The organism is Yersinia fenwicki (genome assembly GCF_043099325.1).
Classification (GTDB): Bacteria; Pseudomonadota; Gammaproteobacteria; order Enterobacterales; family Enterobacteriaceae; genus Yersinia.
Genome location: NZ_CP170755.1, coordinates 2,965,017 through 2,987,826 on the forward strand (window position 1 = coordinate 2,965,017; position 22,810 = coordinate 2,987,826).

Genomic DNA, 22,810 nt, shown 5'->3' on the forward strand with positions numbered 1-22,810 from the left:
TCTAACTATTTAATAAATATTCGCTTGATCAGTCTCAATGGCTTCGTTATTAACCATGATGTACTTGAATAAATATTTCCTATCAATTCTTTTAATGAAGCATTTTCCAATACTAGCTGTTTATTGTGCTCAATCAACTGTTTCTGTCGCTCATCTTGGTCAGTAAGATTATTTAGTAGCTGTTGATGGACGGTCTCTTTTTGTTTAATGACTTTGATCAATTCTTTTCGTTTGTTTTGCAATCCATCTTGTTCATCAATTGAAGTAAAATCGATGTTAATTGGTGCACAAGTAGTATCTAAATAATCCCTTACAATAACAGTCTCTTTGAAAAGAGCCTCATTAGCTGATAGCCATAAAGCTATATTAATTCCAGGAATGATGGGCGGTAAAAATCTTTCATTCGCATCATATGCCGTGTCGAGTACTAAGTCTAACAACTCTTTAAATTTAGTAAATGACCACTCATTTGCTGGTAACTCCCAAATACTCGACAGCCATAACTTTAGCTCAATGCACTTTGGCCAATGAAGCAAGAATAACGGGCTACGATTAGGCAGCAAAACAGGTTCTTTCTGCTGTTCAACTTCATTTATAAAAATAATAAAGCTCAGAAAAATATTATAAGGCCACACGACGTCTGACTTATTCTTTCCTATTGAGGAAAAGTCAATAAGGCTTGCGTTATCATCATCTATCAAAACATTCCATACGCGAACATCATTATGATAATAACCATGAAATTCAAGCTCACACAGTTGTTCCAAAACGCTACGGCAAATATTTAACGGATTATAATATTTATGTTGAAAAATAAATCGGCTCAGGCGGTCACCAGGAATAAGGCTATAGATTAAGCATCCAACATTACGCTCTTCGATGTGTGAATACAGATGAGGTAAGTTAACCTTTTTAAGATTAAATTGAGAAAGGATTTGCAAGGATTCAACCTCTTTCTCAAGATCCTTTCTATTGAAATCAGCAAGCTCACCTACAAAACTATACACCTTCAGAAATTTGTCGTTAGAATGATAGTAACGTCGAGAATCTTGGTGAATACCATGGGCAAACTCATGGGACTCTTTCGACCAATCATTTATGGGTTCTATCTCATTATCGATGAACCAATATTTACTACTCGAGAAATAGAAAGGTCTTTTTACGTCGGTAAGATGGGTGCCAAACTCACCTAATTTCCAGCTAAATGCAATATCATCTAAAATACTATCGGCATGTTCTGGTAACTGCTCTGCCCAATATAGACCTTCTTCTTTTACCGCTAACTCAAACAAAAGAACAGCGGCCTTATTTGCCAGAGAGTTGATTAGGTTTTTGGTAGATAAATAACCATCATTGTGACAAACATGATGAAAAATACTGAAACCAAGAACAAGATCATATTCAGCATAATCAATTGATTCTATAACACTTTGAACTGTACCTTGATAAAACTCTACATGACCAATCGAGAATTCTTCAGCCAACGCATTGCAAAGTTCTATATTTTTATCTAGGAAATCCACTCCCTTAACTTTACTGCAATACTTTGCCAAACTCAGAGAGAAAAAACCTTGCGCACACCCTAAGTCTAATAATTTTATTGGCCTCTGCAATTTTTGTTGAAGCTTTTTAACCACATTCTCAACAATAACAAGTCTGTCATTGCAGTTCCTGGATGTTATAACCTCTAATTCTGGATACCCATAAATTAGTTGATAACATTCAGGCAATGATGCTACGTATTTTTCAATATTCATCATTTGAAACTCTTAGTGTTATAGTTTGCTTGCGCATCACATATTCCGACAAAAATATTATCGCTGTGTATATTGATCAGTAAAGAGTCATATCGTCTATCTAGAGGAATATCATTTCCATCTTCATCTTGTGCTGTCACCCCAAAAGATAATAAATAATTCCCCGAGTTCATTACGGCTTTAAGAGAAAACTCGCTATCGATAATCTCTCCGGCAGCAACATTTCCGTATTTCGAACCACTAATAATTTCAGAGTTTGTTCCATAAATATTCAGCCCATCTAGTGTTTTAATCAGTAAACCAAAAACAGGGTTTTTGACATCTTTATGGAAAACAGTTCTAAATCTTATTCTTATAAGATCATTTGTATCTATCGTTGGGGGAAACTCATCACTATCCGTAGATATTATGACATCGGTAATAGTTGCATCTTGATTACCCCAACGATGCTCAATTCTCTGATAATAGGGTTTAGTGTGATAAATATCTTCAGTAGATAGTCCAATGCCCCCACTCATATCTGATGTCGGTGTGGAGCGCTTGATTGTTTTGCCAAACATTCTATCTCTAAACTCATTAATAACTTCTCTTGGTTCACCAAACATAGCAACTTTACCATCATCGAGTAAAATTGCGTTATGACAATGTTTGACAACATCCTCCAGCGAGTGAGTTACAAAAAGGATAGTTGTTCCTTGTTCTTTAAAACTATTAATTCTCCTAAAACATTTAGCCTGAAATGCTACATCACCAACAGATAATGCCTCATCAACGATCAGTAAGTCGGGTCTAACAGCTGTTGCAACACTAAAGGCAAGCCGAACCTGCATACCACTGGAATAAACTCTCACTGGTTGATCAATATAATCACCGATGTCAGCAAATGCCTCTATTTCTAGCATTAGCTCTGATATTTTTTTATCGCTCAATCCTAGCAACTGCCCAGACATATAGATATTCTGTCTACCAGTAAAATCAGGATGAAATCCCATACCTAGTTCAAGGAGCGCAGCCACTGTGCCATGCCGCTCTATTTTACCTTCTGTTGGTTGAGTGGTGCCCGTCACCATTTTTAATAAAGTACTTTTACCAGCACCGTTTACACCAACAATCCCTACAGACTCACCTTGTTTGATTTGTATGTTAATATTTTTCAGAACCCATCTCAATGTATGCCTATTTTTTTTACAAAAAGGTAACCATTCGATAAGCCTTGAAAATCGTGAAGGATATTTTTTGTAAGCTTTCCCAACCCCAACAATAGAAATAATATTCATTACAGTTCATCCACTATATCACTGGCATGCTTTCTGAACAGAAATAAACCAATTAGAATAAACGTTATTCCTAATAGTATTATTGGTACAAGTGTTGACCACTCCGGAGCAACTTTATTAACCATTATACCGTGAGCGGCATTAACAATCGCAACCATAGGATTATAGCTCATCAACTTTTTAGCTGAATCAGGTAGAATACTAATCGGATAAACAATCGGCGTGAACCAGAACCAAAACTGAAGTATTACTCCCATAAGTTGACCAATATCTCTGAAAAACACATTAAGAATACCCAAGGTCATACCTAGGCCAACTGAAAATACTAGTTGAATTATAATTATAGGTATAATTAAGAAAAATACTGTTCCAGGAAAATTATTAGTCGCGATCAGAAAAACAACAAATAGAATAAATATTATTAAAAAATTCAATAATGCTATGTTAACGGTGATGATTGGCAAACAGATTCGTGGAAAGTTTAATTTTTTCAGTAGATTTGCATTATCTATCAAGACGGACATTGTTTTACTGACAACTTCAGAGAAAAGTCCCCAAAGCAAAATCCCTGTACATAGATAAATACTATAAGCAAAAGTTCCATTTACTTCAGGAAGTTTAGCTTTCATTACTGCTGAAAAAATCACAGTATAAACGATTATCATCGCGAGTGGTTGAATGACAAGCCAAATACCGCCTAGCATACTTGTCTGATAGCGAGACTGAAAATCTCGCTTAACCGCGCCAAATATAAAACCTCGATAATGATAAATTGCTTGAAAAAACTCTTTCAAAATCATTCCCCGCACAGCAATGTTAAAATTTCTTGGCTCTTTTCATTCATCAACACCACATTTCCTAGCGATTCGACATTTAAACGAACAACCGGCTCTGTATTAGAAGTTCTCAAATTAAAACGCCAATCACTGTATTCAATACTGATACCATCGGTTAAATCGACATTAATAGCATCAGGTTCATAAATAGCTCTAATTTTAGCAATACACTCATTAGCGTTCATCAGCTTACGATTGATTTCACCTGATGCCGGAAATGCTTTCATACGGTCACCAACTAATTGGCTTAAGGTCATATTTCTAACGCACAGTAATTCAGCCACCAGCAACCAAGGAATCATACCACTATCGCAATAGGCGAAGTCTCGGAAGTAATGGTGAGCACTCATTTCTCCGCCATATATTGCATCTTCTTTGCGCATTCTTTCTTTTATAAAGGCATGTCCTGTTTTTGACATAATAGGAATACCTCCTGCTTTTTCAACGATATCTATTGTATTCCAGGTCAAACGCGGATCATGAATAATTTTTGCTCCGGGTTCTTTTTTCAAGAAAGCTTCTGCTAGCAAACCAACAATATAGTAGCCTTCGATGAACTGGGCATTTTCATCGAACAGGAAACAACGGTCAAAATCACCATCAAATGCAATCCCTATATCTGCGCCAGATTCAGAAACAGCTTTTGCTGTATCGGCTCGGCACTCAGGCAATAACGGATTAGGAATACCATTAGGGAAATTGCCATCAGGTTGGTGATGGACTTTTATAAATTCGATAGGAAGCTTAGCAGCTGTAAAACGTTTTTCAATTTCGTCAATAACATGTCCGGCTGCGCCATTACCGGAATTTATTACAAGTTTCAAAGGGCTGGTGAAATTTTTAAAATCTATATAGCCCATTAAATGATCAACATACTCATTGAGGATCGAAATCTTCTTATAACTTCCTCTTTTACTTTGATCCGGTGCTACGAAATTATTTTCTTCTGCGAGTCTTTGGATATCACGTAAACCGGTATCACCACTGATAGGTTTTGCATCTTCCCGCACTAACTTCATGCCGTTGTAATTCATTGGATTATGGCTGGCTGTCACTTCAATTCCGCCATCAACGCCTAAGTGAAAAGTTGCAAAGTAAATCTCTTCAGTACCACTTAAACCGATATCTAAAACATCACTACCAGCATCAATTAGTCCTTCAGCTAAGGCCATTTTTAATGATTCGCTGGTTAAGCGGACATCACCACCGACAACAATCCTTTTTGGTTTTAAATATTCGCCAAAAGCACGCCCAATACGGTACGCGATATCTTCATTTAGTTCTAAGCCTAATTGACCACGGATATCATACGCTTTAAAACAAGTTAAGGTATTCATTGTTTCCTCTAAATCAGCAACGGCCATAATGGTCTTTAACTCTAATGATGTCGTCATCACCCAGGTAAGAGCCTGATTGAACTTCAATCAGTTCCAGTGAAATTTTGCCTGGATTTTCTAGCATATGAAGAGATCCAATAGGAATAAAAGTAGACTGATTTTCTGTGATTAAAAAGGTCTTGTCCCCGATTGTCACTTTTGCCGTACCTGATAATACGATCCAATGCTCTGCTCGGTGATGGTGCATCTGCATAGAAAACGAACCACCTGGCTTGACGGTAATACGGTTGACGTTAAAACGTTGCTCATTAACAATAATATCGCTACGGCCCCAAGGCCGGTATGTTTCTCTATGACGACGATATTCGCTGCGTTTTGTTTGCTTGAGATATTCAACAATTTTTTTTACATCTTGCACTTTAGATTTATCTACCACCAATACAGCATCTTTAGTACTAACAATAACTAAGTTATCCACCCCTACAGCGGCAACTAATTTCTCATCAGTATTAATATAACAATTCTGTGTATCGTGCAGGAATGTGTCGCCCGTAACGGCATTACCCAATTTATCTTTATTGCTTACATCCCAGAGCGCAGACCACGAGCCGACATCACTCCAACCTGCATCAAGCGGCACTACAACGGCACTGCTGGTTTGCTCCATCACTGCATAGTCTATCGACTCATCCGGACAGGCACTGAATTTATCTTTATCTATGGTAATAAAGTCTTTGTCTGAATCTGAATCTTTCATTGCTGCTTTGCAGGCTTCAAGAATATCTGGCCGGAACTTATCTAATTCTTGAATATATCGTTTGGCACGGAACATAAACATGCCGCTATTCCAATAATATTCGCCTGAATTAATATATTGCTCTGCCGTCTCCAAATTAGGCTTTTCAACAAAGCGTTTAACTTTAAAGGCTTCAGAAATATCATTAACTGTAGATTCACCGCGCTGTATATATCCATAGCCCGTTTCAGGGCCAGTTGGTACAATTCCAAAGGTCACCAGACTCTCTTTTTTGGCGAATGGAATAGCGTTGGTGACTGCTTGATGAAAAGCGTCGCAATCATTGATGATGTGATCGGCAGCCAACACCAGCATTATTGGGTCGTCACCTTGAGAAATGGCATTTAGTGCAGCTAATGCAATGGCGGGGGCAGTATTACGTCCAACTGGCTCTAATATTATATTATGGGAGAGTTTATTAATTTGTCGTAACTGTTCAGCAACCAAGAAACGATGCTCTTCATTACAAATGACTACTGGTTCTCTAACAGAAATTCCCTCTAGACGATTTACAGTCTCCTGCAGCATCGAATTTACCCCATGCAAACGTAAAAATTGCTTAGGATAAAGCTCTCTTGACATCGGCCACAGACGACTACCAGTTCCGCCAGCCATAATCACCGGAAGTAACATTACATATCCTTATCACTATAAAGTTGCGAACTAAAAAGCACTACAGCTCAAACGAGAATGAAAATTATTCATTTTGGAATAATAATCTGTGTAATCACTTGGTTTAACAACGCTACCGCCCTTGGCTTTACAGCTACCAATAGCTATTTGGTCATAATTGCAGCATATTATGAATGTCACTTAATTATAGATGTATGATTCTTCTGAGCAAATTATACTCACATAATCATTCCTACTGATTATCTATTATATAGCATTAATTTTAACTAGGAAATGTCTGTTAGTTTACATTACTTCCATACTGTTGAAGAATCATAAAAAACCTTTACTTTCAATATGTTACGATTATTTTCTTTCTTTTTCATTTTTGTTTTTTTTACCATTAATATCATCCTTTTTTTATATTTAGATTTGAAAATTTCATGTTATAGGCCCATTATTCGCTTTAGTGGCATAAGCCGTAGAAATAAAAGGTGAAGTTAGATATATGGAATGGATCGCAGATCCTACTATTTGGGCTGGGCTGGCAACGCTGGTTGTGCTCGAAATTGTGTTAGGTATTGATAACCTAATATTTATTGCCATTTTGGCGGAGAAGCTACCACGTCATCTACGAGATAAGGCCAGAGTCACTGGGCTGCTGTGCGCACTCGTCATGCGTCTGGTGTTATTGGCAAGTATCTCATGGTTAGCAACACTCACCGCGCCATTAGTCACAATCTCTAATCATCCGTTCAGTGCGCGTGACTTAATCATGTTGATCGGCGGGGTATTCCTGCTCTTCAAAGCCACTATGGAGCTTAATGAGCGGCTTGAGGGCAAAGATCACCAACAAAATCAGCAGCGTAAAGGCGCGCGGTTCTGGCCGGTTGTTGCACAGATTGTGGTTTTGGATGCTATTTTCTCTCTCGATTCGGTGATTACCGCTGTTGGTATGGTCGATCACCTCGCGGTCATGATGGCAGCAGTTTGTATCGCAATCGGTCTGATGCTGTTAGCCAGCAAATCATTAACTCGCTTTGTAAACGCACATCCCACGATTGTCATTCTGTGCTTGAGTTTCTTACTGATGATCGGCTTTAGTCTAGTGGCTGAGGGCTTTGGCTACCGTATTCCGAAAGGTTATTTATATGCCGCGATTGGCTTCTCAGTAATTATTGAGTCGTTGAATCAGTTTGCACAATTCAACCGCCGCCGCTTCCTGTCGACCGTCCGTCCACTACGGGAGAGGACAGCAGAAGCAGTGCTGCGAATGCTGAGTGGTAAACACGAAGAAGCTGAATTGGATAACCATACGGCCAGTTTGATTGCTGATAATACCAGTGTGGGCCAAGAGGTCTTCAACGAGCAAGAACGCCGAATGATTGAGCGGGTATTGGGGCTGGCACAACGAACAGTCAGCAGCATCATGACTTCTCGCCATGATGTGGAGTATCTCGATTTGAATGATCCACCCGAGAAGCTGACTCAGTTACTGACGAAAAACCTGCATACCCGAATTGTCGTCACTGAAGATAGTTCAACAGATGAGCCTCTGGGTGTCATTCACGTCATTGATTTATTAAAGCAGCAATTAGCGAACGAAAAACTCGATTTACGGACCTTGATTCGCCAGCCATTAATCTTCCCTGAACAGGTTTCGCTGTTGATGGCCTTGGAGCAATTCCGTCAGGCGCAAACCCATTTTGCCTTTGTGGTGGATGAATTTGGCTCTATTGAAGGGGTCGTCACCCTGACCGATGTGATGGAAACGATTGCAGGTAACCTGCCTGTAGCGGGTGAAGAGCTAGATGCCCGTCATGACATTCAGCAAACTGATGATGGCTGTTGGGTGGCGAATGGCTATATGCCGTTGGAAGATTTGGTGCTCTACCTGCCGCTACCGATTGATGAAAAACGTGAATATCACACCTTGGCCGGATTATTGATGGAGTATACCCAGCGGATACCTAAAGTCGGTGAACAACTGAGAATTGGTGACTATCTGTTTGAGCCAATTGAAGTAAGCAGCCATCGTATCTTAAAAGTTAAGATAACGCCGCTGAAAGTTCCAGCCCCTGATTATGAAGTGTAATACTTTGGCGATATAAAATTATCAGGCCGAGTGAGCAGTGAAGAGTAGAGCCGGGTCGCTTATTGCCACCCGGCTTTTTTATTACTGTCAGAGATTATAAATGTACAGGAACCAGAATTTCTGTGGCAACAATGACCACCACCAGCCCAACCAGTACCGGTACTGAGGTGCGTTTCACCACTTCAAAAGGGGATATTTTTGCCATACCTGCCACAGCCACTACCACGCCAGAAACCGGGGAGAGCGTACGGCCTAGATTTGAAGCTTGTAGCATTGGAATCACCAGATAGGCCGGATTAATCCCCATTTGTGCTGCCAGTTTCGGGATTAATTCAACAAACGCATAGAACGGCGCATTACCTGAACCCGTCGTCATGGCTGCCAGCATGGTGATGGTGACCAATACCAACATCATAATAATGCCGCCGGTACCGAATGATTGCGCTAATCCAATCAGACCGCTGATAAAGCCAACAGTACTCAATCCCTGCGCAAATACCCCCGCGGCAACTAACAGCATCACCACAGTGGCAAATGCATCGGCCATCCCCCGGTAAGCCACTTCAAGGCCGGTAAATACCGTCTTCGCATCGAAGCTACGCAAGAACTCAATCACTGCGGCAATCAGCATACAGATAACCAATACCGTGATGATGTGTAGTTCTGGCCCCCATTTACCATCAAAGATCAACACACCAATAATGGGTGTAAAGGGCAAAATGGCATAAAAGCTCGGAGCATTGGTTGTTATGTCATTAACATCCATCATTTCATGCTTTTCCTGGCTTTTATTATCCAGGTAACGCTGCCAGAAAAAGTGAGCGATGGCCATACAAACAATCGCAGCAATGGAAATCGGTAATGTGGTTTTAAAGGCAAAATCGACCAGTGGCATTTCAGAGGCTTTTGCTGCTAATACGACGTCACCCGAGGTGGGTGCCAGAATGATAGCTGCGGGTGATGCGCAGATTGCGGCCGCAGCACCCCGGCTGATACCAACATTAACCATCACTGGGAATAATGTCGCCATCAACAATACGCCCAATCCAGTTGCCGATGACACAGCCAAAGACATCAAACAGGCTACAATATAAGCGGCGACCATCAATAAATAGGGGGAGTTGATCATTTGCAGTGGTTTGGATGCAATCTTAACCACCACATCATTCGCACCAATGTGGGTCATATAGGCAGCAAAACCACATAACATCATGATCATCATGCCAAGATCGCCACCGCGGCTCATCAGCAAGATTTTAACGTACTCGACAATATCCGTCGCCCGCCACCCCGTTGATGTTGCACTGGCAGGTAAGACGTTTTTACCCATGAGGGCGCTGATAATTAATAGCAGTAAACCGCCGACCATGAGTACGCCGGTGGCTGAGTAGCCTTTAATAATATAACGGCCGACACCGATGGCCACTACAACCCCAATCAAAAGATCTAACATATAGCCTCTCTCGCCGAATACCCATTTGTTGCTGAATACCCTTTGCTTTCGGCATAACATCGCAACCAGCGGCATGCCGATGACTTCAGGTATCAGTCATTATTATTGTTAAAACGCAGAAATCGCTCTGCACTCTGCCCAAAGTCCACCGGCGAGTTTATGACATCTATCAATAATTCAAAGAGATTTTAGAAACAAATATTAGTTTGTGAGCAGGAGAGAGGATTTTATATTTAGACAGGTGATATTGGCGAACAATTCAATAACAGGAAAATAACAAAGAGAAACTATCACCCCCTATAGCCTTGTTACTATTGAGGGTGATGCCGTATTAAAGCTTATCAATAAGCTTTTTCAGATCCTGACGAGCCCGATTATCCTCATTGCGGGAGGACCAATCGCGCAGTGCTTCTTTAGCGCGCTGTTGTAATTCATTCCGTAAGAGCTGCTCAACATTCAGTTGATAGCTCAGTTGAGTCCAGGAACCATAGATACGCAGTGGAATATTAGTGTTTTGTAAAAACTTGACCAAGCGATCTTCACCACTCCAGCCCTGTATCACTCGCACCGACAAATTCATATCACATTGCTGTGCCGGTAAGTTGAGCTCACCTTTACCATTAATAGCAATCAATTCGGAATCGGCACTGAGGTCACTGATATTCATCTTTCCTCTGTTCAAGGCCAGATTCGCTTGCAATTGTTTAACCGCCGTATAACGTTCATAGCGGTCTTGGCCTTTAACATCGTTGGAACTACGCGTGACCGCTTGCTGAATAAGTTGCTGAATGTTCAGCCCCTCTAACCTCGCATCATTCATGCTGAACTGCGCATTACCTTTCCAGTGATGGTTAAACGCCTCAACATTAATCCCATCACCAGATAATTGTGCTTTCATGGAGAATTTACCGGTCATCGTCTGAGGTAAACCCACGGCTGCCAATACCGGGCCTAATTCCATATGGTTTATCACTGGATTGATAGCAGCAATCACCTTCTTACCGGTCACATCCAGCAAACCGGGTAGCGAAAAATCTCCGCCCAATGCATTACCAGTCAAGCGGCTAATCTGGAGATCACCTTGCTGGTTTGATGCCTGTAGATTGAGCTGAGAGACTTGTATTGCGCGATAAATCAAATTATTCGCAGTGAGTGTAACTTGCGCGGTAAAATCACGTAAGGCTTGTAAGTCCTGTCCGACATCATCATCGGCTTGAATAGCAATTACCGGCGCGGTCACCGTAGCCGGTTTGGCGGTGTTCTCATTGCTGACGGTATTTTTGGGTTCCCAACCGAAGATAGAGTCCAAGTTGAGATTATCAGCAGCCAGATTAATAACATATTCAGGAACTGGGCCAAAAGTCGCTTTGACACTCCCGGTCAACTGGTTACTATTTGCCGTGAAACTGAGATCATTGAGCAGTAATTGCTGAATATCGTGTTGATAGCTGGCTTGTAATAAACCCTCGCCGCTGACGCCCCCCACAGGAATATCCGCTCCTTCCAATTTATAGCTGAACTGGCTAATATTTGCGCCGAATTGCTGTGGATAATGACTCATATCTACATCAGCAACCATAGAGAAAGTTACATCTCGCTGATTGCGATTAATACGACTGGCAAGCGTCACATTTATTTGGCGCTGAGCATCTTGCTGAAGTTCAAGATTGATATCGCGAACATTGACTTGATCATTATCTGTACGCTGCCAAATGAGCAAACTGTCGGCAACCTGAACTTTGTTGATATCAAGCTTCCAGGCGCGTTGCTCATTAACCGGTGCATTACCCGTCGGCGCAACCGGTGCTCCTGGTTGCTGTTGTGCTTCGCTATCAGGGGTTAAGCGGATAACCGCCCCTTTTAGCATCACTTGTTTAACATCAAGTTGGTGCGACAGCAGCGGCCAAAGTTTGACATCAAGGCGCATATTCTCAGCACTGACCACAGGTGCCTTAGCGCCAGGGGCGGTTAGCGCCGTCCGGCCAGCGATAATGCTCAGTTGCGGCCAAACATGCCAGCGCAAATCACCTTCCAGTTGCAAGTGATAACCACTTTTTCTTTCGACCTGTTTGACCATGTAAGCACGGAAGTCATTAGGATTTACTAGCAATACCAATGCGCTCATCCCAGCTACCAATACCACTAGCAGGATAATTAACGTCGTTAGTAATCGTCTCATGACATCCTCTTGTCTAATCAGGCTAAAACGTCCAAACAGGCTAAAAAATCAGCGAGAAAAATGGCTAGTCTTTATCAATACGGCTGGCTACAGCACCTTGTTGACCGCGATACTTGGCATCCTGACGACTGTTATAAGGACGAGCTGCTGGGCCAGAAAGTGGCTCAAAACTCAGCGCGCCAATCAGCATGCCAGGGCGCAGTGCCAGCGGCAACTTACCTGAATTATAGAACTCCAGTACAATTCTGCCTTGCCAACCGGGATCGATTCGGTGGGCTGTCACATGCACCATCAAACCAAGACGAGCCAATGAAGAGCGGCCATCCAGCCAGCCGACCAAATCATCGGGGATAGTCACCGATTCAAGGGTGACTGCCAGCGCCAACTCACCGGGATGCAGGAAGAACGCCTCCCCTTCCGGTAAATTGATCTCTTCACTCATCACCCGCTCTAGCGCTGCGCTGACTTCATCTTTCGGGCCACTTAAATCAATAAATGCGGCGGTGTGACCATTGAAGACACGGAATTGATTTCCTAAGCGGACATCGACTGTGGCACCATTAATTCGTTCTACTGGCGGGCGAGGATCAATCCCCAGCTTACCGCTATCCAACCAGGCTTCTATGTCACGATCGCACAGTCTCATTGCTAAAATCCCCATCAAAATTCGTATGTTACAGCTCACATTTTATGAAAACTGCCATATAAAGAAGCAAAGGTCCAGACGAACATCACTCAAAGAACTGGCTAATTTTTGCTTTAAGGATATCGATCGCAATACGGTTCTTACCGCCGCGTGGGACGATAATGTCAGCATATTGCTTAGAAGGCTCGATAAATTGCAGGAACATTGGACGCACTGTTTTCTGGTATTGAGCCATCACCGAATCCATAGAACGGCCGCGTTCATTGACATCACGCTTCATTCGGCGCATCAAACAGATGTCCAGCGGTGTGTCGACAAAGATCGAGAAGTTCATCTCCTGACGCAGACGAATATCAGTCAACAATAAGATCCCTTCCAAGATAATCACTTTTTTCGGTTCTAAATGGACGGTTTCTTTTTTACGTGTGTGCTCGGTGTAACTGTAAAGCGGCAGTTCAATCGGCTTGCCCGCTTTCAACGATTGCAGATGTTCTAACAATAAATTGTGATCCATGGCGCTGGGATGGTCATAGTTGGTTTTGACCCGCTCTTCCATCGACAGGTGGCTCTGGTCTTTGTAATAACCATCTTCAGGGATGACACCAATATGTTGGTCACCCACCTGTTCACGCAATTCACGATACAACGTACTAGCGATAAGACTTTTCCCGGAGGCTGAGGCACCCGCTATCCCGATAATGACGCACTGGTGTGCTTTGTCAGTCATAAAATTAAAGACCTGATTACGAAGTGTGAAGGGAGACAAAGCACACAAGGTGCTTTGAGCGCGCCAATTATAAGGAGTTAACGGGTTTGATGCCAGCACAATACCCTGCGTCTTTGACGCTGCAGCGGTGTTAGCGGTACTCACTCACCCGAATCACTGACCTGTGTCAGCTCATCGGGACTCATTCGTTTGCTGCCTACCTGCAACGCCAATGACTTTGGGTTATACCCTTTGCGTTTGACGCCGCAGGGGGTATAGAGGTTATTACACCGCGCGGAATGATATTTCAGTCGGAATTGCTTCCCCCTGCCAATACATCTCTGCCGCAACGTTGGATGCCAGTTGACGATAGATATCAGCAAATTCACTGTCAGGATGGCTAACTACCGTTGGCTCGCCGCGATCGAGATCTTCACGTAGTGAAATATGCAACGGAATTTGCCCCAGCAGTTTGCAATGATATTTCTGAGCCAGTTTTTCTGCCCCGCCGGTACCAAAAATAGGCTCCAGATGGCCGCAATTACTGCAAATATGCATACTCATATTTTCAATGATGCCCAACACTGGCACATGCACTTTCTCAAACATCACGATGCCTTTCATGGCATCAATCAAGGCAATATCCTGTGGCGTGGTCACCACCAACGCGCCAGTGACAGGAATATTCTGTGACAATGTCAATTGGATATCACCGGTACCCGGCGGCATATCGATGACCAAATAATCCAAATCCGGCCATAAGGTGTCCTGCAACATCTGCATTAAGGCCTTGCTGGCCATAGGGCCACGCCACACCATAGCATTCTCATCAGTGACCAAATAGCCAATCGAGTTGGTAGCAATACCGTGGGCCATGATCGGAGCCATATGCTTACCGTCAGGGGAGGTTGGCCGCTGATTTGTGGTACCCAGCATGTTTGGTATGGAAGGACCATAAATATCAGCATCCAGAATACCGACTTTTGCGCCCTCTTCAGCTAAGGCCAGTGCCAGGTTCACGGCGGTGCTGGATTTCCCCACCCCACCTTTACCGGAACTGACCGCCACAATATTGCGCACCCCTTTGACTCCGGGTTGATCATTGGCGCGTTTCAGGGTGGTGATATTATGAGACAGCTTCCAGTCAATGGCCTTGGCACCCGTCACTGCCAGCAATTCTCCGCTGACGGACTCTTTTAATAGGTCAAAACCGAACTGCCAGGCAAAAGGCATCACCAGCTCGATATGTAGCACATTGTCCAATAAGGCACAGTGATGAATAGCACGCAGCTCAGTCAGGCTCTTTTGCAAAGTTGGGTGTGTAAAGGCAGCAAGAACCTTTGAAATTTGTGATTGCAGCAGGTCAGGGGTGGTCTGCTCGGGGGATTTTGGGCTCATCCCGGCTCCTTGAATTTATCGTTATTAACCAACAAAACTTATCGTTATTAGACAATAATAGTGTACCAGAACTCCGTCACACCTGTGTGAGCCTAATAAAGAGAAAACGGGTTCAGCCCACATAACTGAATTGTTAATAACCAAATATGCTGAAAACGGTCTAAAACAACATTGTTATGACTTAAGGCCATTCGCAGACCGCCTTACCCTAGCGACAAGCCAGTATATCGGTTAACATCAAAGACCCTTTAATCGACATAAAGAAAGCAATTTCCCACTATGGCTCAAGTCGCGAAAAAAATATTGGTGACGTGCGCGCTACCATACGCTAACGGTTCTATTCATCTCGGTCACATGCTCGAGCACATCCAGGCAGATATCTGGGTCCGTTTCCAGCGAATGCGCGGCAACCAGGTTCATTTTATCTGTGCAGATGATGCCCACGGCACCCCAATAATGCTGAAAGCTCAGCAACTGGGTATCGAACCGGAGCAAATGATTGCTGAGATGAGCCAGGAGCACCAACAAGATTTCGCCGGTTTTGCTATCAGTTATGATAACTATCACTCTACCCACAGTGATGAAAACCGTGAACTGTCGAGCCTGATATACAGCCGTCTAAAAGCGAATGGCTATATCAAGAATCGGACTATTTCTCAGCTCTATGACCCTGAGAAAGGGATGTTCCTGCCTGATCGTTTTGTTAAAGGCACTTGCCCCAAGTGTAAGTCACCCGATCAATATGGCGATAATTGTGAAGTCTGTGGCGCGACCTACAGCCCGACTGAACTTATCGATCCAAAATCTGCGGTTTCAGGTGCGACGCCGGTCATGCGCGAATCTGAGCACTTCTTCTTCGACTTACCTGCGTTTAGCGATATGTTGCAAGCTTGGACACGTTCCGGCGCACTGCAAGAACAAGTTGCGAATAAAATGCAGGAATGGTTTGAATCAGGCCTACAACAGTGGGATATCTCCCGCGATGCCCCTTATTTTGGTTTCGAAATACCGGATGCACCAGGTAAGTATTTCTACGTCTGGCTTGATGCCCCTATCGGCTATATGGGCGCATTCAAAAACCTGTGCGATAAACGCGGCGATTTAGATTTTGATGAGTTCTGGCGTAAAGATTCTGAAGCCGATCTGTATCATTTCATTGGCAAGGACATTGTTTACTTCCATAGCCTGTTCTGGCCAGCGATGTTGGAAGGCAGTCACTTCCGTAAGCCAACCAACCTATTCGTTCATGGTTATGTCACGGTGAACGGCGCAAAAATGTCGAAATCTCGTGGCACATTCATTAAAGCGGGCACTTACCTGAAACACCTGGATGCCGATTGTCTGCGCTATTACTACGCCGCCAAGTTATCCTCTCGCATCGATGATATTGATTTGAATCTGGAAGATTTCGTCCAGCGCGTCAATGCCGATATCGTCAACAAAGTGGTCAATCTGGCCTCGCGTAATGCGGGTTTTATCAATAAGCGTTTTGCTGGCAAGTTAGCCGATCACCTTGCGGATCCTGCATTATATAAAACCTTCACCGATGCAGCAGCCAGTATTGCCGATGCGTATAGCAATCGCGAATCAAGTAAAGCAATTCGTGAAATTATGGCTCTGGCCGATATTGCCAACCGTTATGTTGATGAACAGGCACCTTGGGTAGTGGCAAAAGAAGAAGGCCGTGATGCCGACTTACAAGCTATTTGCTCTATGGGTATCAACCTGTTCCGAGTGCTGATGACTTATCTCAAGCCGGTGCTACCCGCACTGACTGAACGCACTGAGGCTTTCCTCAATACCGAATTAACTTGGGATAGCATCGAACAACCTCTGTTAGGCCATCAGATTAATGCCTTTAAAGCGCTGTTTAACCGCATTGATGTGGATAAGGTGAACGAAATGGTTGCCTCTTCTAAAGAAGATATGGCGGCAACCGCCGTGGTAACCGGCCCATTAGCCGATGACCCACTTCAGGAAACCATCAGTTTTGATGATTTTGCTAAAGTAGATATGCGCATCGCGCTGATTCAACAAGCAGATTTTGTCGAAGGTTCAGATAAACTATTAAGACTGAAATTGGATCTCGGCGGTGAAACCCGTCAGGTCTTCTCTGGTATCCGTTCGGCTTACCCTGATCCTAAAATATTGGAAGGCCGACTCACCGTCATGGTGGCAAATCTGGCTCCGCGCAAAATGCGCTTCGGTATTTCAGAAGGCATGGTGATGGCTGCTGGTCCTGGTGGCAAAGACATATTCCTGCTCAGCCCTGACAATGGTGCTCAGCCAGGTATGCAAGTGAAGTAATCATGCTCTAGTACGTAAAAAAGCCGGTCATAAGGTAATCTGACCGGCTTTTTTATTGCCTATTAATGAGCTAAAAATATTTTCACTCACTTTTAGCTTTAGGTTGCCGCTCTCGTTGCCAAGTCTCCAACCAAAACAGCATATTAATAAATAAACTTAATGAGAAAATCAGGAATAAAATATTATCCAGCAAAGAAATTTTAACCAGAGCATTAATAATAATATTCTTATGATGTTTTACTTCCACGAAACCTGACGAGAAAAACCAGAATACACCGATAGAACCCACTATATTTAATACCACAACCGGCCAATGCCATTTAGCCAGTAAAAAGAAAATCCACGATGATATCATCAGAGAAATGATGGCATCATCAAATTCAAGAAACAGAAAGAAGCTTATGTATATTAAGCTAAAAAATATCAGCGTCAGCCCAAATGGGTACTCATTAGGTAAGGCTGAAACCAGATTTTTTCTGCGTTCACATGTCGGTGGTTTTATGTCATATATATTTATAGCAATAAAATAAAGCAAGAAGAAACCTGATAAACTTAATGCTAATAAGCTGTGCAAGAAATAAAACCCGAGTGGAAGAAGGTGAAACATTAATAAATATGGGCTTAACCTTTGACTAGCCAAACGGTATGAACAAGGTAGCAACAGCACCAATGATAGTACCGCTAGAAAAGACGAAACAGAAAAATCCACAATTTCATCAATCAAGTCTGGAAATAAAATAGTGACCAGAAAGATAATTGTCATTAGTGCCAACACGTAGCGGAAAAATAAAACAAGACATTCACTACGAGACATATAACGAAATGTGGGATTATTAATGTCATAACTCAAATTCAGCTGTGCTATATCAGTGCTATCCTTTCTTTATTTATATAGGCTGCTAACTTTAACCATGGTGACTTTAATCCTTTAAATATCATTAAATTTAAAATGGTGAAAATTCATTTTTTTATGGTAATTAACCACTATTATTTTATTCTTATGACTCAATCCTATTTAGAGTATCAGGACTGACTAAGTAGCGAAATAAAATATTCTCGCTAATATTTGTCTCAATAAAAATAAGGTTATAAAATTTCGCTGGAATAAAACCACTGAGAACAAAAGGTTATTAGTTCTATTTGCTCTCATGATACTCAACTTTCTCCGGTACTTTGCTGCTTATTTAAGCTGTCCAAACTAAAAGATATAACGCGATCCAAAAATTCATAACAAAGTTAATTCCTTATCAAAATAGTTATGGTTATGATGCTACACAGAGACAGATAGACGTCTAGACACAAAGATAGCCATAACAATGAATGATAGTTCCGTACACATTGCATCACTTATCAACACCATGACGGAGTTCCGGATGAAAAAAATTACTTTCCCATTACTGGCCCTAGGCCTGTTGACGGCACTGCCAGTATTTGCTGCGGACACCGCCACGGTATCCCCTATTCCTGATGCTATTGCCAAGCATCAAGGGCAAATTAAAATTGCTGTGATCCGTAATTTAGGTTCCGACGATAACACCACTCAATTCCTGTCTGGTGTATTGAAAGAAGGTAAAAAGCTGGGTTTCAAAGTCGATACTTTCTTAAGCAATGGTGATGACGCGCGTTTTCAGGACTTTGTGAATCAGGCTATTAGCCAGAAATACGATGGGATTATTCTTTCTCAGGGCCGTGACCCCTACTCGACTGAACTGGTAAAACGCATTGCGGCGAACGGCATCGCTGTGTCTGTATTTGATACTGCCATTCAGGGTGATATCCCCGGTCTGACCGTCACTCAGCAAGACGATGCCTCACTGACTAATGAATCCTTCGGTCAGTTGGTCAAGGACTTCAACGGTAAAGCGAATATTATCAAGCTCTGGGTAGCCGGATTCCCACCGATGGAACGCCGCCAGGCCGCTTATCAAGCCCTGTTGAAACAAAATCCAGGTATTACCGAACTGGAATCTATAGGTGCTGTTTCATCCGATGTTCAAGGCGATACCGCAAATAAAGTAGGGGCAGTCTTGGCGAAATACCCGAAAGGGAAAATCGATGCAATCTGGGGGACTTGGGATGCCTTTACTCAGGGTGCTTATAAAGCCTTGCAAGAGAATGGTCGTACAGAGATCAAATTGTACAGTATTGACATCTCGAATCAGGATTTGCAGTTAATGCGCGAAGCGAATAGCCCTTGGAAAGTCAGCGTTGCTGTCGACCCTAAGCTTATTGGCGCCGTTAACTTACGCCTGGTTGCCAAGAAAATTGCCGGTGAAGAGACCCCAGCCAGTTATGAATTCCGCGCAGCCTCTATTCCACAAGCACTGCTGGCGAGCCAACCGGGTCCAGTTAACGTTTCGGGTTTGAGTAAAATCATCCCTGGCTGGGGGCAATCTGATGATTTCAACTCACCTTGGTTTGCTACCCTTGCTGCCAAAAATGGTCAGTAGTCAGACTGCTGAAAGAATCAAGAAGGAGAATCGTGCCGTTGGGGTCGCTATTCGCTTTAAATACAAGCGGCGCAAGCCGCCGAAGTGCCCCTAGGTATGTACTCGCCAAACTATCAATGGCTTTGTCATTAATCTCGTAATACGTCATTAAAGACTCATGCGAAAAATTGATTTGGAGTGAAATAAATGGCAGCGCAAGGAGTTTTGCCAACACCTGAATACAGCCGCAATATGCGGCTGATTGGTCACAGTGACCAAGGTGGAAAGCCCGATGGCGTGCAGGTGATGGTGCATCGTGGTTTCGCTTATGTCGGCCATATGGTGTCACAGGGCGTTTCGATTATTGATGTACGAGATGCAAAAAAACCACGTCCGGCTGGTTTTATCGCCGCGCCACCCAATACGTGGAATGTCCACTTACAAGCGCATGATGACTTACTACTGGTCATTAATGCCCGTGACTTGTTTGCTGACGCTAGTTTTGCCGAAGAGAAAGTGTATTACACCCGCTCGGTGGCCCAAACGGTCAGTACCCGACAAGAAGGCCGTAGTTGGAGTGCCGGTTTACGTATTTTTGATATTTCGCTACCGGACAAGCCCCGCGAGATAAGTTTTCTGCCACTCGATGGCATCGGTATCCACCGTATTTGGTATGTCGGTGGGCGCTGGGCCTATGTTTCTGCGCTGCTCGACGGCTACAGTGATTATATTTTTCTGACCATTGACTTAGCTGACCCGCAAAAACCTCAGGTTGCCGGGCGTTATGCTTTACCCGGTATGCATACCGCTGTGGGGGAACAAGCAAGCTGGCCTGAAGGTAAGCGCTATGCATTACACCATGCCATTGTCAGTGGTGATACAGCTTACGGCAGTTGGCGTGATGGTGGCCTGACACTATTAGATGTCAGCGACCGTACTGAGCCAAAACTGATCAGTCATCGTAACTGGAGTCCCCCTTTTGGCGGCGGGACTCATACTGCACTTCCCCTACCAGAACGCGACTTACTGGTGGTACTGGATGAAGCTGTGCTGGATAACCAAGAGGATGGCGAGAAACATATTTGGGTATTTGATATTCGTGAGCCGAGCAATCCGGTGAGTATCTCAACCTTCCCCGTGCCGGATGAGCAAGATTATGTAAAAAAAGGCGCACATTTTGGCCCGCATAATCTGCATGAGAACCGGCCTGGCAGTTTTATCAGTTCATCGCTGATTTTTGCCACATATCAAAATGCGGGGGTCCGGGCTTATGACATCAGCAACCCCTATCAGCCGAAAGAAACTGGCGCTCTGGTGCCCGCTGCACCGGAAAAAATGATGGATAAACGACCCGGTCGCCCACAAGTGATTCAGTCATGTGATGTGTTTGTTGATGCTCAAGCGATTATCTACAGCACCGATTATAATGGCGGGCTATCTATCATCGAATATTTAGGTTAATCATCCCCTGGTCCTTAAAGTCACAGGGGTTATCTGGCCACCTGGCTGCAGCGCCAATAGCTTTGGACAACGCGATTAATGGCAGGTCGATTCAGGTCGATCTGCTATTTGCAAAAAAATTTCCTCCTCCCTCTCTCTTTCGCTCTTGCAATAGTCTACTGTAATTGGCTGAGCCGCGTCGTAATGCTGTGCGTGTCATCCTTTTTATTGGCAACAATCCGCATAGAAACAACTTATTACCCATAATTAAAAATAAGAAAATACCATGAAAGGATTTCCATCGCGTGTCACTAACCTGCTGATTGCCTCGCTGGTGTTGACCATTGGCCGAGCGGTAACACTTCCGTTTATCACTATCTATTTGGCCGAACACTTTCAGCTAGCGCCAGACAAGGTAGGGCTGGTCTTGGGAGCAAGTTTGACTTTAGGGATTTTCACCAGTCTGTATGGCGGTTATCTGGTAGATAAATTCAATAAAAAGCGGTTGATTTTGCTGGCAATTACTCTGTTTTCTGCCACCTTTTTTACCTTACCGTGGATTGAGCATCCGGCGTGGATTATCCTGATTTTGGCATTGTTGCATTCGGCATACTCAGTTTATAGCATCGCTATTAAAGCCTGTTTTGCCGACTGGTTGCCAGTCAATGAGCGTATCAAAGCCTTCTCGGCCAACTACACACTCGTCAATGTTGGCTGGGCGGTTGGCCCAGGATTGGGTGTTTTGGTCGTCAGTATGGGGCCGCAAGTCCCCTTTATCATTTCGGGCATACTGGCGTTGTTGGTTGCCATCACACTGAAATTCAGAATCGACAGTACAGATATGTCAGTCACGGAGCATACGCAGACTGAATCTGTGCCAGATTTCCGCCAAACGTTTCGTATTTTGCGCCATGACAAACGGCTGATCTATTTCACCGTCGGCAGCATGCTCAGTGCCATTGTCTTTGGTCAGTTCTCCGGCTATTTATCTCAATACCTGATTACTGTTTCTGATGCCAAATTTGCCTATCAGGTGATTGGCGCTGTGATGACAGTCAATGCGGCCATTGTCATTACCTTGCAATACCTATTAAGCCGCCGTATGAATCAGCAGAACTTAATGCGCTGGCTGATGCTGGGGACGCTGTTCTTTATTATTGGTTTGTTCGGATTTATGGCCGCGCAACAGTCAATCCCCATATGGATGCTAGCGATGGCGATTTTCTCCTTGGGTGAGATTATTGTTATCCCGGTCGAATATCTGTTTATCGATTTTATTGCACCCGCGAATCTCAAAGGCAGTTACTATGGCGTACAGAACCTCGGTCAATTAGGTGGTGCTGCGAACCCGGTACTCTGCGGCTTTCTGTTGGCCTATGCCGTACCCGAGATGATGTTCTACATGTTGATTGTGGCGGCTATTTTGGGGCTGGTATTTTTCTATCGCGGCTACCAGTTAGCAAAATCGCCAGCTCATCAACCCTCTCAGTTGCAAGACGAGTCGTAATTGGCATCATTCCATAAAAATTATTCATAGTGTGA

At 43.5% G+C, this 22,810-nt stretch carries 16 protein-coding genes; 5 read left to right on the forward strand and 11 right to left on the reverse strand.

Annotated features, from left to right (window positions below):
- Positions 1-5: 5 nt before the first annotated feature.
- The 5 genes from ACF3VQ_RS13605 to ACF3VQ_RS13625 are packed head-to-tail and all read right to left on the reverse strand — an operon-like array spanning position 6 to position 6,636.
- Positions 6-1,760, reverse strand: a complete 1,755-nt coding sequence (locus ACF3VQ_RS13605) for a methyltransferase domain-containing protein (RefSeq protein ID WP_392431558.1) — start codon at positions 1,758-1,760, stop codon at positions 6-8.
- Complete coding sequence (locus tag ACF3VQ_RS13610) at positions 1,757-3,034, reverse strand: ABC transporter ATP-binding protein (RefSeq protein ID WP_392431560.1); 1,278 nt, start codon at positions 3,032-3,034, stop codon at positions 1,757-1,759. The genes ACF3VQ_RS13605 and ACF3VQ_RS13610 overlap by 4 nt, the downstream gene beginning before the upstream one ends.
- On the reverse strand, positions 3,034-3,828 hold the full coding sequence (locus tag ACF3VQ_RS13615) for an ABC transporter permease (protein WP_392431562.1): 795 nt from the start codon (positions 3,826-3,828) through the stop codon (positions 3,034-3,036). The genes ACF3VQ_RS13610 and ACF3VQ_RS13615 overlap by 1 nt, the downstream gene beginning before the upstream one ends.
- Positions 3,829-3,830: 2 nt before the next feature.
- Positions 3,831-5,207, reverse strand: a complete 1,377-nt coding sequence (gene cpsG / locus ACF3VQ_RS13620; protein WP_392435587.1) for a phosphomannomutase CpsG — start codon at positions 5,205-5,207, stop codon at positions 3,831-3,833.
- A gap of 13 nt (positions 5,208-5,220) precedes the next feature.
- A complete protein-coding gene (locus ACF3VQ_RS13625) occupies positions 5,221-6,636 on the reverse strand; it encodes a mannose-1-phosphate guanylyltransferase/mannose-6-phosphate isomerase (RefSeq protein ID WP_392431564.1) in 1,416 nt (471 codons plus the stop codon).
- A 487-nt stretch (positions 6,637-7,123) separates the two neighbouring features.
- Here ACF3VQ_RS13625 and ACF3VQ_RS13630 point away from each other — a divergent pair, with 487 nt between their 5' ends.
- Positions 7,124-8,710 carry a TerC family protein gene (locus ACF3VQ_RS13630; protein WP_392431565.1) on the forward strand — a complete coding sequence of 529 codons (1,587 nt, stop codon included), beginning with the start codon at positions 7,124-7,126 and terminating at the stop codon, positions 8,708-8,710.
- 94 nt (positions 8,711-8,804) lie between these two features.
- On the opposite strand, the gene dcuC is transcribed toward ACF3VQ_RS13630, so the two are convergent.
- The 5 genes from dcuC to apbC form a co-directional block, all read right to left on the reverse strand.
- On the reverse strand, positions 8,805-10,163 hold the full coding sequence (gene dcuC, locus ACF3VQ_RS13635) for an anaerobic C4-dicarboxylate transporter DcuC (protein ID WP_392431567.1): 1,359 nt from the start codon (positions 10,161-10,163) through the stop codon (positions 8,805-8,807).
- 331 nt (positions 10,164-10,494) lie between these two features.
- A complete protein-coding gene (asmA, locus tag ACF3VQ_RS13640) occupies positions 10,495-12,342 on the reverse strand; it encodes an outer membrane assembly protein AsmA (RefSeq protein WP_392431569.1) in 1,848 nt (615 codons plus the stop codon).
- Between the two features lie 64 nt (positions 12,343-12,406).
- Complete coding sequence (gene dcd / locus ACF3VQ_RS13645; RefSeq protein WP_005162354.1) at positions 12,407-12,988, reverse strand: dCTP deaminase; 582 nt, start codon at positions 12,986-12,988, stop codon at positions 12,407-12,409.
- Between the two features lie 85 nt (positions 12,989-13,073).
- Positions 13,074-13,715, reverse strand: a complete 642-nt coding sequence (udk, locus tag ACF3VQ_RS13650) for a uridine kinase (RefSeq protein WP_005162352.1) — start codon at positions 13,713-13,715, stop codon at positions 13,074-13,076.
- Between the two features lie 264 nt (positions 13,716-13,979).
- Complete coding sequence (gene apbC, locus ACF3VQ_RS13655; protein ID WP_011816717.1) at positions 13,980-15,092, reverse strand: iron-sulfur cluster carrier protein ApbC; 1,113 nt, start codon at positions 15,090-15,092, stop codon at positions 13,980-13,982.
- Positions 15,093-15,371: 279 nt separating this feature from the next.
- Between apbC and metG the strand changes: the two genes are divergently transcribed.
- A complete protein-coding gene (gene metG / locus ACF3VQ_RS13660) occupies positions 15,372-17,399 on the forward strand; it encodes a methionine--tRNA ligase (protein WP_392431572.1) in 2,028 nt (675 codons plus the stop codon).
- Between the two features lie 82 nt (positions 17,400-17,481).
- Here metG and ACF3VQ_RS13665 read toward each other — a convergent pair whose 3' ends face one another.
- A complete protein-coding gene (locus ACF3VQ_RS13665) occupies positions 17,482-18,264 on the reverse strand; it encodes a hypothetical protein (RefSeq protein ID WP_392435589.1) in 783 nt (260 codons plus the stop codon).
- Positions 18,265-18,772: 508 nt separating this feature from the next.
- On the opposite strand from ACF3VQ_RS13665, the gene ACF3VQ_RS13670 reads away from it, so the two are divergent.
- The 3 genes from ACF3VQ_RS13670 to ACF3VQ_RS13680 all read left to right on the forward strand — a co-directional run bounded on the left by ACF3VQ_RS13670 (position 18,773) and on the right by ACF3VQ_RS13680 (position 22,775).
- Complete coding sequence (locus ACF3VQ_RS13670; RefSeq protein WP_392431574.1) at positions 18,773-19,849, forward strand: sugar ABC transporter substrate-binding protein; 1,077 nt, start codon at positions 18,773-18,775, stop codon at positions 19,847-19,849.
- 186 nt (positions 19,850-20,035) lie between these two features.
- Complete coding sequence (locus tag ACF3VQ_RS13675) at positions 20,036-21,289, forward strand: LVIVD repeat-containing protein (protein WP_392431576.1); 1,254 nt, start codon at positions 20,036-20,038, stop codon at positions 21,287-21,289.
- A 265-nt stretch (positions 21,290-21,554) separates the two neighbouring features.
- Complete coding sequence (locus ACF3VQ_RS13680) at positions 21,555-22,775, forward strand: MFS transporter (RefSeq protein WP_392431578.1); 1,221 nt, start codon at positions 21,555-21,557, stop codon at positions 22,773-22,775.
- Positions 22,776-22,810 lie beyond the last annotated feature (35 nt).